This is a genomic window from Pseudonocardia hydrocarbonoxydans (assembly GCF_006539565.1).
Taxonomy (GTDB): Bacteria; Actinomycetota; Actinomycetes; order Mycobacteriales; family Pseudonocardiaceae; genus Pseudonocardia; species Pseudonocardia hydrocarbonoxydans.
Map to the genome: position 1 here is coordinate 118,348 of NZ_BJNG01000017.1, position 12,186 is coordinate 130,533.

Genomic DNA, 12,186 nt, shown 5'->3' on the forward strand with positions numbered 1-12,186 from the left:
GTTCAGCGGCCGGCGGTCCGCCCGATCCGGACCCCGCTCCCGTCCACCACCGTGCCGTCGGGCCGGACCGTGCCGATCCGGACCCCGCTGTGGTCGACCACCTTCCCGGACGCGTCGGCGGTGCCGATCCGGACGCCCGAGTGGTCGACGACGATCGTGGCCATGTTCTGCTCCTCCGCTGGACGGGCCGGTGCCGGACGGCACCGGTTCAGTACGGGTGCGACGGCTCGTGCATGATCAGTGACTCGACCGGCAGCCGCGGCGTCGCCTCGACGGGCCAGCCCCGCCCGACCCGCAGCACGACCTGGGGCGGGCGGGTCGCGCCGATGAGCATGCGCAGCTGGTCGCGCGGGCCGGGCACCTCGACGATCTGCGACAGGAACGACGCCGCGAGCCCGTCCGCGGTGGCGGCGAGCAGTACCCGCTGCAGCGCCTGGCCCGCCTGCACCTCCGCGCGCGGCCCGCTCAGGTGCGAGGTGAGGACGGCGATCAGCGGGTCCTGCTCGAAGTCCTTGCCCGGCACGCGGTCCGGTGCGGTGCCCGCGCTGAAGTCGCGCAGCACCCAGCGGTCCTGCGGGGCGGGTTGCGGGCCGCCCGAGGACGCGGGGACCCCGTCGTGGCGGCCGGGGCCGGTGCCGGTCCAGCTCCGCAGCTCGGCGAGGAACTCCGGGTCGGCGGCCTGCTGCTCGTGGGCGAGCACGGCCAGGCGCTGCACGCGGGCGCGGTCACCGGGATCGTCGACGACGTGCAGCCAGGCGCCCTCGTCGAGGGCGGCGCGTCGCAGCGTGTAGCGCTCCTGCCGGGTGACCGCGGCGTCGGTGAAGGGATGCCGGTTCGTCCGCCGCAACGGCACCGCGCGCAGCAGCCGTTGCTGCTCCGGCGTGGCGGGGCGGGTGCCGCCGTGCCGGACGGCGGCGATCAGGCCGGGCCGGGCGGGGTCGGGCAGCAGGGTCACGATCGGCCGGATGTCGTGCCCGTGCAGGGCCAGGCGCAGGGTGAGCAGGGCGGCCCCGCAGGCGATGCGCTGCTCGCGGTCCTCGGGGTCGACGACGGGCAGGCGGCGGTGCGGGTCGGCGTGGAGCTCGATGACGTCGGGTTCCACCCGGAACAGCCACGGCTGGGCGTTGTGCAGCGACGGGGCTCGCCCCGCGGTCGTGAGCACGCCTGCGACCTGCTCGCCGGTGAGGCCGAGGGAGGGGGGGACGGGTGACGCGGCGGGCATCGGGCCACCTTCCCGGTCGCGGCGCGGTGTCGATACGGACCAAGGGCCCTTCTCCCGGGGCACTGGTACTCGGCAGACTGAGGGGACCATCACGAGGCGGGAGGACGAGCGTGGGCGACGGCGACCCCGATCCGGCGTCGCGCCCGGCGCTGGCCGGCGTCCTGTCCGGCCTGCGCCTGGACGAGCTGCTGCGCGAGGTGCAGGACCGGCTCGCGGAGATCGCCTCGACCCGCGACCGGATGCAGGGCCTGCTCGACGCCGTCCTCGCCGTCGGCGAGGGCCTGGAGCTGGACGCGACGCTGCGCCGGATCGTCGAGTCGGCGGCCGACCTCGTCGACGCCCGGTTCGGCGCGCTGGGCGTGCTCGGCCCGACCGGTGGGCTGTCCCGGTTCCTGCACGTCGGGATGGACGGTCCGACGGTGGCGGCGATGGGGCAGCTGCCGGAGGGGAAGGGGCTGCTCGGGCAGCTGATCCTCGACCCGCGGCCGCTGCGGCTCGCCGACATCGCCGCCCATGAGTCGTCGGTGGGGTTCCCGCCGAACCACCCGCCGATGCGCTCGTTCCTGGGCGTCCCGGTGCGCGTGCGCGACGCGGTCTACGGCAACCTCTACCTGACCGAGAAGGCCGGCGGCGGCGAGTTCACCGCCGAGGACGAGGCGGTGGTGCAGGCGCTGGCCGCGGCCGCCGGGGTCGCGGTGGAGAACGCCGACCTGTTCGAGCAGACCCGCCTGCGCCAGCACTGGCTGGAGGCCACGGCGGAGATCCGCAGCGAGCTGCTCTCCGGCGCCACCGACGACGACGCGCTGCGGCTGATCGCCCAGCGCGCGCAGGAGCTCACGGGTTCCGCCGCCACGCTGATCGTGCTCGGCCCGGACGGGCCGGGCGGGGACTTCTCGGTCCGGGGTTGGTACGGGCCCGATCCCGGCGCGGTGCTGGGCAGGCGCATCGGCGGCGACGACCCCCTGCTCCGCGAGGTGCTGGACAGCCGGGCCGCGGTGCTGGCCCCGTCGGCGGGCACCCTGCTGGACGGCGCCGCGGGCGGGGGAGGGGAGTCCGGCCCGACCGTCGCCGTGCCGCTGCGGTCCCACGACGCGGTGACCGGGGTGCTGGTGTCGATGCGCGGGCCCGGCGGTGCCCCCTACCTCCCGGGCGAGCTGCCGCTGCTCACCTCGTTCGCCGAGCAGGCCACGCTCGCGATGGACCTGGCGGAGAAGAACCGGGCGCTGCGCCAGCTCGACGTGTTCGCCGACCGCGACCGCATCGCCCGCGACCTGCACGACCACGTCATCCAGCGGCTGTTCGCGACCGGGATGCAGCTGCAGGGCACGATCCGGCGCACCACCGACCCGGACGTGCGCGACCGGCTCGGTCGCGTCGTCGACGAGCTGGACACGACGGTCCGCGAGATCCGCACCGCGATCTTCGACCTGCACACCGCGGGACAGGGCCCGGCGGGCGGTCTGGGCAGGCGGCTGCTCGACACCGCGGCCGAGGCCGCGGCCGGATCCGGGATGGTGCCGTCGGTGCGGATCTCCGGTCCGCTCGACGCGCTCGTCCCGCCCGCGGTCGCGGCCCACGCCGTCGCCGTCGTGCGCGAGGCGGTGAGCAACGTGGTGCGGCACGCGTCGGCGTCCGTGGTCTCCGTCACCGTCGACGCGTGTGACGACCTGGTGGTGGAGGTGGTCGACGACGGCGTCGGGCTCGACCCCGCCGCCGCCCGCAGCGGCCTGCGCAACCTCGACGACCGGGCCCGCGAGTGCGGGGGCGAGTTCAGCACCGCGCCGGCGGCACCGGGCACCCGCCTGCGCTGGCGCGTCCCGCTCTGAGGGCGGCGCGCACCGTCGTCCGGCGCGCGCACCGTCGACGGTGCGCGGGGGGCCGGAGGATGCGCGCGGGCCGGCCCGGCGGCCGGTGGCGCCCGGCCTACGCGGGAGTGGTCCGCTGCACCGGGCGCACGCCGTCGTCCCATGCGGCGAAGCCGCCGATCAGGTCGGACACGTCGGCGAAGCCGCGTGCACGCAGCGTCGAGGCCGCGATCGAGGAGCGGTAACCGCCCGCGCAGAACACGACCGTCGGCCGCGCGGGGTCGAGCTGCCCGAGCCGGGCGACGAGCTCGGGGAGCGGCACGAGCGCGGCCCCCGGCACCGTCCCGCCGGCCCGCACCTCGCCGGGGCCGCGCACGTCGACGAGCCGGACCCCGGCGGGGGCGGCGGTGACCTGGGCGGCGGTCAGCCGGCTGGCCGGGGTCAGGTGCTCGCCGGGAACGCCCGCGGCCCCGCAGGCGAGGTACCCCAGCACCCGGTCGAAGCCGATCCGGGCCAGCCGGTTGCGGGCCTCGACCTCGGTGCCCGGGTCGCCGACCAGCACCAGGTCGACGTCCGCGCTCAGGACCTCGCCGACCATCTCGGCGAACCGCCCGCCCAGGCCGACGTTGACCGAGCCCCGCACGTGCCCGGCCGCGAAGTCCTGGGGGTCCCGGGTGTCGAGCAGCGCGGCGCCCCCGGACTGGGCGGCCAGTACCTCGGTGGCCGTGAGCGCCGGCACCGGCCGGGTCTGGTCCAGGGTGGGTCGCTGCTGCCGGTTGCGCACCGAGGCGTAGGCGAAGTACGCCGGAGCGGTGCTCTGCCCCTCGCACACCGCGGCGACGAACGCGTCCTCGGTCATCGGGGCGAGCGCGTAGTTGGTGCGCCGCTGCTCGCCGACCGTGCTGGAGGTCTCGGTCGAGAGGTTCTTCCCGCACGCCGACCCCGCGCCGTGCGCGGGGAAGACGCGGGTGGCGTCGGGCAGGGTCAGCAGCTGCTCCCGGGTGGAGCGGAACAGCGCCCGGCCGAGATCGTCGGCCGACCAGCCGCCCGCGCCGAGCAGGTCGGGCCGGCCCACGTCGCCGATGAACAGGGTGTCGCCGGTGAGCACGCCGAAGGGCACCTCGTCGCCCGCGGCGGCCCGCACGACGATGCAGATCGACTCGGGGGTGTGGCCGGGGGTGTGCCGGATCTCCAGCTCGACCTCGCCGAGGGAGATGCGCTCGCCGTGGGCGAGCCGGTCGATGTCGAACTCGACCTGCGCCGCCGATCCGTACGCGATCCGGGCGCCGGTGGCCGCGGCCAGCTCCAGGTGCCCGGAGACGAAGTCGGCGTGCACGTGGGTCTCCAGCACCCGCTCGATCCGCAGGCCGTGCTCGCGCGCGTCGGCCAGGTAGGCGCCGACGTCGCGCTGCGGGTCGACCACGACGGCGCGGCCGGTGGTCCGGTCGCCGATCAGGTACGAGGCCTGCGACAGGCACCCGAGGTAGTACTGCCGGAAGGCGAGCGCGCCGGTGCCGTCCATGGCGTCCTCCGTCGAGCTGCGGTGCGCAGCGGTGCGGCGGCCGAGTGTCCCACCGGCCGCAGGTACGGACAAGCAGTCGACGGTGGTCATGCCGCGAGCACGCTCTGCGCCGTCACCAGCGCGGCCACGCCGATCAGGAGCACCGCGAACGCCGTCGTGAGGGTGTCGCCGGAGAACCGGCCGGCGACCCGCCTGCCGGCGACCGTCGCGCACACGGCGGCGAGCGTGAACGGCACGAGTACCGGCCAGTCGAACTCCGCCACCCCCGCGCGGGCCGCCAGCGACGCGCCCGAGTTGATCGAGATGGCCAGCAGCGAGGTCCCGACCGCCGCCGTCATCGGCATCCGCAGGCCGAGCACCAGCGCGGGGACGACCAGGAACCCGCCGCCGACGCCGAGCAGGCCGGTGAGGAAGCCGACGGCGAGACCGGCGGGTACGACGACGAGCGCCGCGGCGACGGGGGACGGCCCGACCGGCTCGTCGACGGCCGGGCGGGCGCCGGGTGCGAGCGCGGCGGCGGGGGAGCGGCGGCATCCGGCCAGCAGGAACCCGGCGACGACGAGCACCAGCGCGGCGAAGGCGAGCAGCAGCACCGTCGGGTCGATCCACTGGTTCACCGCGGTGCCGGCGAGGGCCGCCGGCACGCCCAGGGCCCCGAACGCCGTGCCGGTGCGCCACCGCACCCCGCCGGAGCGCGCCCTCGCGACCGTGCCGGCGAGCGCGGCGACCCCGACGATCACCAGGCTGCCCGTCGTCGCCTGCTGGGGTGTGGAACCGAGCAGGTAGACCAGCGCCGGGACGGTGAGGACCCCGCCCCCGCCCCCGAGGACGCCCATGAGCAGACCGATCGCCAGGCCCGCGGCGACCGTCACGGTCAGCACGGTGTCGCTCCCGAGGTGGTGTGGTCGGCCATGTGTCTAATGTACGGTCATTTTGTCTGCTGTCCAGACCCGACGGGCGGATCGGGTTCCGCATCACCCGGAATGTACGGACTCAATGTACGTTGACCCGGGCGAGAGCCGAAGGAGGCACCGATGGAGATCACCGCGTTCCGCACGCCCGGCCTGGGCGACACCAGCTACCTCCTCGAGCACGAGGGCCGCGCGGTGCTGGTCGACCCTCAGCGTGACGTCGACCGGTTCCTCGCCCGCACCGCCGAGCGCGACCTGGAGGTGCGGATGGTCCTGGAGACCCACCTGCACAACGACTACGCCTCCGGCGCCGGGCAGCTCGCGCGGCTCACCGGGGCCGAGCTGGTGCTGCCCGCCGCCGCGGCCCCCGCCTACCCCGGCACCCCCGCCTTCCACCACGAGGACATCGACGCGGGCCGGGGGCTGACCGTCCGCCCGTTGCACACTCCCGGGCACACCCCGGAGCACACGAGCTACCTGGTGCTGGTCGACGGCGAGCCGGTCGCGGTGTTCTCCGGCGGCAGCCTGCTGGTCGGCTCGGCGGGCCGACCCGACCTGCTCGGCCCGGAGCGGGCGCACACCCTCGGGGTCCTGCAGCACGGTTCGGTGCACCGCCTGGCTCGCCTGCCGCGCGCGGTCGGGCTCTACCCGACCCACGGGGAGGGCTCGTTCTGCACGGTCTCGGGAGCGGGTACCTACACCTCGACCATCGGTGCGGAGCGCGACGGCAACCCGATGCTGGCCCTCCCCGACGCCGACGCGTTCGCCGAGCGGCTGCTCGCGGAGCCGATGCCGATCCCGGACTTCTACCGGTTCCAGGGCCCGGCCAACATCCTGGGCGTGCCGCCGATGCCGCCCGTCGACGTCCCGGAGCTGCCGGAGTCGGCGCTGGCGGCGCCGGCGGTGACGGTCGTCGACATCCGGTCACGGGACGCGCAGGCCGCGGGGTACGTCCCGGGCGCGGTCGGCGTCGAGCTGGCCGAGGACTTCGGCAGCTGGGCGGGTTGGCTGGTCCCGCGGGGACGCGACATCGTGCTGGTCGCCGCGGCGGGCCAGGACGTGCCCGACGCCGTCACCCAGCTCGCGCGGATCGGCGTCGACACGGTGCGCGGGGTCGTGCACGACCCGTCGCCGCGGGTGGCCACGCAGACCTTCGAGCTGCTCGATCTCGACGGGTTCGCCGCGCACGCCGGGCGGCCGGGCGCGCAGCTGCTCGACGTGCGGATGCCGCACGAGCGCGCCCGGGAGCCGCTGCCGGGCGCGGCACAGCGGTTCGTCCCCGACCTGCGCGACGGCGCGCCCGCGGGCCTGGACCCGGCCCGGCCGGTGCTCGTCGCCTGCGGTTCGGGCCGTCGCGCGGCGATCGCGGCGACGCTGCTGGCCGCGCACGGGTACCGGTCGGTGGTGCTGACCGGCGCCGGGGCGCCCGACGTCGCCGCCCGGCGGGCCGAGCACGCCGCGGTCTGATCGGCCCCACGGATCCCGACGCGGGTCGTCGGCCGGGGGACGGGGGTCAGGCGAGGGCCAGGACGGCCGCCACACCGAGCACCGCGACGGCGACGAGCAGGGCCGTGCCGGGGACGGTGGCCCTCGACAGCGGCGCCCCGCCGGCGCGGACCACCCGCTCGATGTGCCGGTAGCGCACCGGGGCGAGCACCGCCGCCACCGCCGCACCCGCGACGAGCAGCACCAGCCCGGGCCACGGCGGCACCGGGTGCCCGGCGGGATGGGCGTGCACGACCAGGAGGCCGACGGCGGCGGCGGACAGTCCCGTGCGCTGCCACGCCAGCGCGGTGCGCTCGGCCTGCGCCCCGGGGTCGTGGACGGCCGCGGGCCCGGTCACGGCCCCGGCCGTCCGAGCACCACCAGCGCGGCCACCGCCACGACGACGACCAGCAGGCCCCCGACGAGCAGCCGGGGGAGCAGTCCGACCGGCAGCGGCCTGCCCTCCCGCAGCGCGCGCTCCGCGCCGTCCCAGCGCAGGTAGGCCCCGGCGGTGACGGCGAGCGCGAGGACGAGCAGCACCGCCGTCAGCACCTCGCGCACCACCGCCGGACCGAGGTCGGGGACCAGGCCGGCCAGCGCGACCGCCCCGGCCACCAGTGCGAGCGCGGTGCGGACCCAGGCCAGGAACGTGCGTTCGTTGGCCAGGGTGAAGCGGTAGTCGGGATCGGTGCCGACCGAGCGCAGCGGCGCGCGTCGTCTGACCATGGTCACCTCCGGGCGGGTCGTCGGCGCCGACGGTACCGGTGACCGCGCCGCCCCCACGGGTCATTGTCCGGACACGACGGCCCGTCCTTCCAGCCCCTGGTACGGGTGATCCTTTCCCGACGCCGACGGGGGCGGGCTCGTTAGCATCGTCCGGACAGCGAGACATTCGGTGAGCGGGAGACGTACGTGGCACGAGGCGTCAGGGCACGGCAGCCGGACCGCTCCCACCCCCTCCCGCTCTGGGCCCAGATCGAGGGCGACCTGCGGCGACGGATGCGCGCCGGGGCGTTCGACGAGCGGTTCCCCGGCGAGCACGAGCTCGTCGCCGAGTACGCGGTGAGCCGGCACACGGTCCGCGACGCGCTGCGTCGGCTGCGGGACGAGGGCGTCCTCGACTCGGGCCGCGGGCGCGGCACGTGGGTGCGCACGCCGCGCATCGAGCAGCCGCTGGGTGCGCTGTACTCGCTGTTCCGGTCGGTCGAGGCGATGGGCCTGGAGCAGCGCAGCGTGGTGCGGGCGCTGGAGGTGGTGGTGGACGCGCAGGTCGCCGAGCGCCTGCAGCGCCCCGCCACCACGGAGCTCGTGTACCTGGAGCGGCTGCGGCTGGCCGACTCCGAGCCCCTGGCGCTGGACCGGGCGTGGCTGCCCCGCTCCGTCGCGGGCCCGCTCCTGGATGCCGACTTCTCCCATTCCGGCCTCTACGACGAGCTCGCCGGGCTGACCGGCACCCGGCTGACCGGCGGCAGCGAGGTGATCACCGCCACGGTCCCGACGGCGGCCACGCGCCGGCTGCTGAAGATCCCGGCCGGCACCGCGGTGATGGAGGTCCAGCGCACCGGCTGCCTGCGGGACCGGCCCGTCGAGTGGCGGGAGACCCTCATCCGGGGCGACCGCTTCTGCGTCGCCGCGAGGTGGTCGGCCCAGGAGGGGTACCGCATGGACGTCGCCGGACCGGCACCGGAGCACGGGGCGGGCGCGGCCGGACGGTGAGCGCGGCTCAGTCCGCGTCCAGCTCCAGCGGGGTCCGCCGCGCCACCAGCTCCCGGGCCGCCTGCGGCAGCTCCTCGACCCCGGCCAGCAGCGGGAGCAGGTCGGGAGCGGTGGTGAACGCCCGGAACGCGGTGCCGATCGTGACGCCGTGCGCGGGCCGGTCGACCACCGTGACCGGGTCGCCCGCGCGCACCTCGCCCGGCTCGACGACGCGCAGGTACGCGCCGGGCCGGGCCGCGTCGGTGAAGGCGCGGACCCAGCCCCGCCGCTCGAGCCGGGTGGCGAAGGTGCGGCACGGGACGCGCGGGGTCGTCACCTGCAGCACCAGGTCCGGGCCGACCCGCCAGCGCTCACCGATCACCGCGCCGGTGACGTCGACACCGCGGGTGGTGAGGTTCTCCCCGAACACCCCGGGCGCGAGCGGGCCCAGGACGGGCTCCCAGCCGGCGAGGTCCTCGCGGGCGTAGGCGTAGACGGCCTGGTCGGCGCCGCCGTGGTGGCGGACGTCGCAGATGGTGTCACCGGCCAGGCCGCTGCCGCCCGGCTCGGGCGCCCGCACCGCGACCGGCCCGTCGACCGGGCGCTTGTCGATGCCCGACCAGCCCGACTTGGCCTCGATCGGCCGCCGGTCGCCGACGTTCACGGTGTGCACCACGCCCATGCCGACGACGGTAGGCCCCGCCGGGGGTCAGGGCGCCCCGCGGTAGGCCGGGGCCCGGCGCGGGGCGTCGAGCGGCCTGCTGCCCAGCAGCGGCAGGGTGCGGGGCGCGACGACCACCGAGAGCACGACCACGCTGGTCGACCGGCCGACCAGGGGCGAGCGGGCGAGCTGCAGCAGCGTCCGCTGCAGGTGCTCGTGCGAGCCGGCGGCCAGCTTGCACAGCACGTCCGAGGACCCGGTCGTCGCGTAGGCCTCCAGCACCTCGGGCAGCGCCGTCAGCTCCGTGGCGACGTCGTCGAGCGCGCCCTGCGCGATCTCCAGCGTGACGAACGCCTGCACCCCGAAACCGGCCGCCCCCACGTCGACGTCGGGGCCGTGACCGGTGATCACCCCGGTGCGCTCGAGCCGGTCGAGGCGGGCCGCCACCGTGCCGCGCGCGACGCCCAGCACGCGGGAGAGCTCCAGCACCCCGGCCCGCGGGCTGTCGTGCAGGGCGCGCAGCAGGTCGACGTCGAGCGAGTCGAGTTCGGTGGACATGGGCAGAACGTACAGCGGGATGCCGGATCCGCGGGGCGATCTGGGCAGTGGGACCAGTACCCGACGCACTGCTTGCGCAGCTGGACGGGGAGGGGGTGTGCTCTGCGTATCGCAGTGACCCCGGGAGGGCCCGTGAGCATCGACCAGACCCTGACCGGCCAGGAGCGCCTGGCCGAGCTCGACCTCGACCAGCTCCGCCGGCTGGTCGGCCTCGTGGAGCACGACACCGACCGCGACCCGTTCCCGGTGAGCGGCTGGGACGCGGTGGTGTGGGTCGTCGGCAACGCGACCCAGGCGGCCGCCCACTTCCGCCTGGTGTGGGGGATGGAGCTCGTCGCCTACTCCGGCCCGGAGACCGGCAACCGCGACCACCACGCCTACGTGCTGCGTTCCGGCGCGGTGCGGTTCGTGCTGCAGGGCGGGGTCGACCCGGACAGCCCGCTGCTCGACCACCACCGCCGCCACGGCGACGGCGTCGTCGACGTCGCGCTCGAGGTGCCCGACGTCGACCGCTGCGTCGCCCACGCCCGCGCCCAGGGCGCGACGGTCGTGCGGGAGCCGCACGACGTCTCCGACGAGCACGGCACCGTCCGGCTCGCCGCGATCGCGACCTACGGGCGGACGCGGCACACGCTCGTCGACCGCTCCCGCTACACCGGCCCGTACCTGCCCGGCTTCGTCGCGCGCTCCGCGCCCGGCGTGCCCCCGGTGTTCCAGGCGCTCGACCACGTCGTCGGCAACGTCGAGCTGGGGCAGATGGACCGCTGGGTCGACTTCTACCACCGGGTCATGGGCTTCACCGACATGGCCGAGTTCGTCGGCGCCGACATCGCCACCGACTACTCCGCGCTCATGAGCAAGGTGGTGGCCAGCGGCGACCACCGCGTCAAGTTCCCGCTCAACGAGCCCGCAGCCGGGCGCAAGCGCTCCCAGATCGACGAGTACCTCCAGTTCCACGGCGGCCCCGGGGTGCAGCACCTTGCGCTGGCCACCACCGACATCCTGGGCGCGGTCGACACCCTGCGGGCCCGCGGCGTCGAGTTCCTGCCGACCCCGGACTCCTACTACTCCGACCCGGAGCTGCGGGCCCGGATCGGCGAGGTCCGGGTGCCGGTGGAGGAGCTGCGCTCGCGCGGGATCCTCGTCGACCGCGACGAGGACGGCTACCTGCTGCAGATCTTCACCCGGCCCCTCGGCGACCGGCCGACGGTGTTCTTCGAGCTCATCGAGCGCCACGGCTCGCTCGGGTTCGGCATCGGGAACTTCCGCGCGCTGTTCGAGGCGATCGAGCGCGAGCAGGAGCGGCGCGGCAACTTCTGAGGCCATACTCACGGTGACCGGCATCGAGGAGGGGGCCATGGCGGCCAGGCCGTTCGCATCGTCGCAGGACACCGCACCCACCGAGCAGACGCTCGAGGTGCTCGCCGACGGCGTCTACGCGCTCACCGCGCAGGGCGACCCGAACGTCGGGGCGGTCGAGGGCGAGGAGTTCGTCGTCTGCATCGAGGCGCTCGCCACGCCCGTCGCGGCGGCGAAGTGGCTCGCGCGGCTGCGCGAGCACACCGACAAACCGGTCCGCTACCTGGTGCTGAGCCACTACCACGCCGTCCGCGTGCTCGGCGCGAGTGCGTTCGACGCCGACGTCGTCGTCGCGCACGAGAACACCCGCGCGCTGGTGGCCGAGCGCGGCGCGCAGGACTGGGCCAGCGAGTTCGCCCGGATGCCGCGCCTGGCCGACGGGGCGGCGTCGGTCCCCGGCCTGACCTGGCCGACGCTGACGTTCTCCGACCGGCTCGTGATCGACCTCGGCGGCGACCGCGGCGACCTGGTGCTGCAGTACCACGGCCGCGGCCACACCGAGGGCGACATCACCGCCTGGCTGCCGCGCCACCGCATCCTGTTCGCCGGCGACCTGGTGGAGGCCCAGGCCGCGCTCTACACCGGCGACGCCTTCCACCGCGAGTGGGCGACCACCACCCTCGACCGCGTCGCGGCGCTGGGGGCCGAGCAGCTCGTCGGCGGGCGCGGGGAGGTCAGCCGCGGGCGGTCGGCGGTCGACGCGGCGATCGCGACGACCCGCGGGTTCCTGGAGATCCTGCTGCGCGAGGTGGACGCGGTGCAGCGCCGCGGCGGCACGCTGCGCGAGGCCTTCGACGCGGCCCACGCGGCACTGGTCGACGACTTCGGCAGCTGGCCGATCTTCGAGCACTGCCTGCCCTTCGACGTCTCCCGCGCCTGGGACGAGCTCGCCGGGGTCGAGCGGCCCGTCATCTGGACCGCGGAGCGCGACCAGGAGGTCTGGGCGCAGCTGCAGGGCCGGGCCTGAG

13 protein-coding genes are annotated in these 12,186 nt (G+C 75.9%); 5 read left to right on the forward strand and 8 right to left on the reverse strand.

Annotation, left to right across the window (positions count from 1 at the left end; genetic code table 11):
• Positions 1-2 precede the first annotated feature (2 nt).
• Complete coding sequence (locus tag PHY01_RS26435; protein ID WP_170183772.1) at positions 3-164, reverse strand: hypothetical protein; 162 nt, start codon at positions 162-164, stop codon at positions 3-5.
• Positions 165-208: 44 nt separating this feature from the next.
• Positions 209-1,222, reverse strand: coding sequence for an Acg family FMN-binding oxidoreductase (locus tag PHY01_RS11795; protein ID WP_141278632.1), 1,014 nt, complete (start codon positions 1,220-1,222; stop codon positions 209-211).
• 110 nt (positions 1,223-1,332) lie between these two features.
• On the opposite strand from PHY01_RS11795, the gene PHY01_RS11800 reads away from it, so the two are divergent.
• Positions 1,333-3,048 carry a GAF domain-containing sensor histidine kinase gene (locus PHY01_RS11800; RefSeq protein WP_246085852.1) on the forward strand — a complete coding sequence of 572 codons (1,716 nt, stop codon included), beginning with the start codon at positions 1,333-1,335 and terminating at the stop codon, positions 3,046-3,048.
• Between the two features lie 97 nt (positions 3,049-3,145).
• On the opposite strand, the gene PHY01_RS11805 is transcribed toward PHY01_RS11800, so the two are convergent.
• Positions 3,146-4,549 carry an MBL fold metallo-hydrolase gene (locus PHY01_RS11805; RefSeq protein WP_141278633.1) on the reverse strand — a complete coding sequence of 468 codons (1,404 nt, stop codon included), beginning with the start codon at positions 4,547-4,549 and terminating at the stop codon, positions 3,146-3,148.
• Between the two features lie 86 nt (positions 4,550-4,635).
• Positions 4,636-5,421, reverse strand: coding sequence for a sulfite exporter TauE/SafE family protein (locus tag PHY01_RS11810; RefSeq protein WP_218030117.1), 786 nt, complete (start codon positions 5,419-5,421; stop codon positions 4,636-4,638).
• Positions 5,422-5,583: 162 nt separating this feature from the next.
• Between PHY01_RS11810 and PHY01_RS11815 the strand changes: the two genes are divergently transcribed.
• The gene (locus tag PHY01_RS11815; RefSeq protein WP_141278634.1) at positions 5,584-6,927 is read left to right on the forward strand and encodes an MBL fold metallo-hydrolase; all 1,344 of its coding nucleotides are present in this window, start codon (positions 5,584-5,586) and stop codon (positions 6,925-6,927) included.
• Positions 6,928-6,973: 46 nt separating this feature from the next.
• Here the strand turns inward: PHY01_RS11815 and PHY01_RS11820 are convergent, their stop codons facing one another.
• Entirely contained in the window at positions 6,974-7,303 is a 330-nt protein-coding gene (locus tag PHY01_RS11820) for a DUF202 domain-containing protein (RefSeq protein WP_141278635.1), read from the reverse strand.
• Positions 7,300-7,671 (reverse strand): DUF202 domain-containing protein, encoded by a 372-nt coding sequence (locus PHY01_RS11825; protein WP_141278636.1) that lies wholly within the window; start codon positions 7,669-7,671, stop codon positions 7,300-7,302. Before PHY01_RS11825 ends, PHY01_RS11820 begins: the two co-directional genes overlap by 4 nt.
• Before the next feature lie 186 nt (positions 7,672-7,857).
• Here PHY01_RS11825 and PHY01_RS11830 point away from each other — a divergent pair, with 186 nt between their 5' ends.
• On the forward strand, positions 7,858-8,661 hold the full coding sequence (locus PHY01_RS11830; protein WP_246085853.1) for a GntR family transcriptional regulator: 804 nt from the start codon (positions 7,858-7,860) through the stop codon (positions 8,659-8,661).
• A 7-nt stretch (positions 8,662-8,668) separates the two neighbouring features.
• Here PHY01_RS11830 and PHY01_RS11835 read toward each other — a convergent pair whose 3' ends face one another.
• Both PHY01_RS11835 and PHY01_RS11840 read right to left on the reverse strand, forming a co-directional pair.
• A complete protein-coding gene (locus PHY01_RS11835; RefSeq protein WP_141278637.1) occupies positions 8,669-9,322 on the reverse strand; it encodes an MOSC domain-containing protein in 654 nt (217 codons plus the stop codon).
• Between the two features lie 27 nt (positions 9,323-9,349).
• Complete coding sequence (locus PHY01_RS11840) at positions 9,350-9,859, reverse strand: Lrp/AsnC family transcriptional regulator (protein ID WP_141278638.1); 510 nt, start codon at positions 9,857-9,859, stop codon at positions 9,350-9,352.
• A gap of 132 nt (positions 9,860-9,991) precedes the next feature.
• Here PHY01_RS11840 and hppD point away from each other — a divergent pair, with 132 nt between their 5' ends.
• Together hppD and PHY01_RS11850 are read left to right on the forward strand one after the other, a co-directional pair.
• Positions 9,992-11,179, forward strand: a complete 1,188-nt coding sequence (gene hppD, locus PHY01_RS11845) for a 4-hydroxyphenylpyruvate dioxygenase (RefSeq protein WP_141278639.1) — start codon at positions 9,992-9,994, stop codon at positions 11,177-11,179.
• A gap of 37 nt (positions 11,180-11,216) precedes the next feature.
• Positions 11,217-12,185 carry an MBL fold metallo-hydrolase gene (locus PHY01_RS11850; protein WP_141278640.1) on the forward strand — a complete coding sequence of 323 codons (969 nt, stop codon included), beginning with the start codon at positions 11,217-11,219 and terminating at the stop codon, positions 12,183-12,185.
• Position 12,186 lies beyond the last annotated feature (1 nt).

Coding starts and splice junctions, on each gene's coding strand:
- PHY01_RS26435 (WP_170183772.1), bottom strand. CDS start 164: ATGGCCACGATCGTCGTCGACCACTCGGGCGTCCGGATCGGCACCGCC.
- PHY01_RS11795 (WP_141278632.1), bottom strand. CDS start 1,222: ATGCCCGCCGCGTCACCCGTCCCCCCCTCCCTCGGCCTCACCGGCGAG.
- PHY01_RS11805 (WP_141278633.1), bottom strand. CDS start 4,549: ATGGACGGCACCGGCGCGCTCGCCTTCCGGCAGTACTACCTCGGGTGC.
- PHY01_RS11815 (WP_141278634.1), top strand. CDS start 5,584: ATGGAGATCACCGCGTTCCGCACGCCCGGCCTGGGCGACACCAGCTAC.
- PHY01_RS11825 (WP_141278636.1), bottom strand. CDS start 7,671: ATGGTCAGACGACGCGCGCCGCTGCGCTCGGTCGGCACCGATCCCGAC.
- PHY01_RS11835 (WP_141278637.1), bottom strand. CDS start 9,322: ATGGGCGTGGTGCACACCGTGAACGTCGGCGACCGGCGGCCGATCGAG.
- PHY01_RS11840 (WP_141278638.1), bottom strand. CDS start 9,859: ATGTCCACCGAACTCGACTCGCTCGACGTCGACCTGCTGCGCGCCCTG.
- PHY01_RS11850 (WP_141278640.1), top strand. CDS start 11,217: ATGGCGGCCAGGCCGTTCGCATCGTCGCAGGACACCGCACCCACCGAG.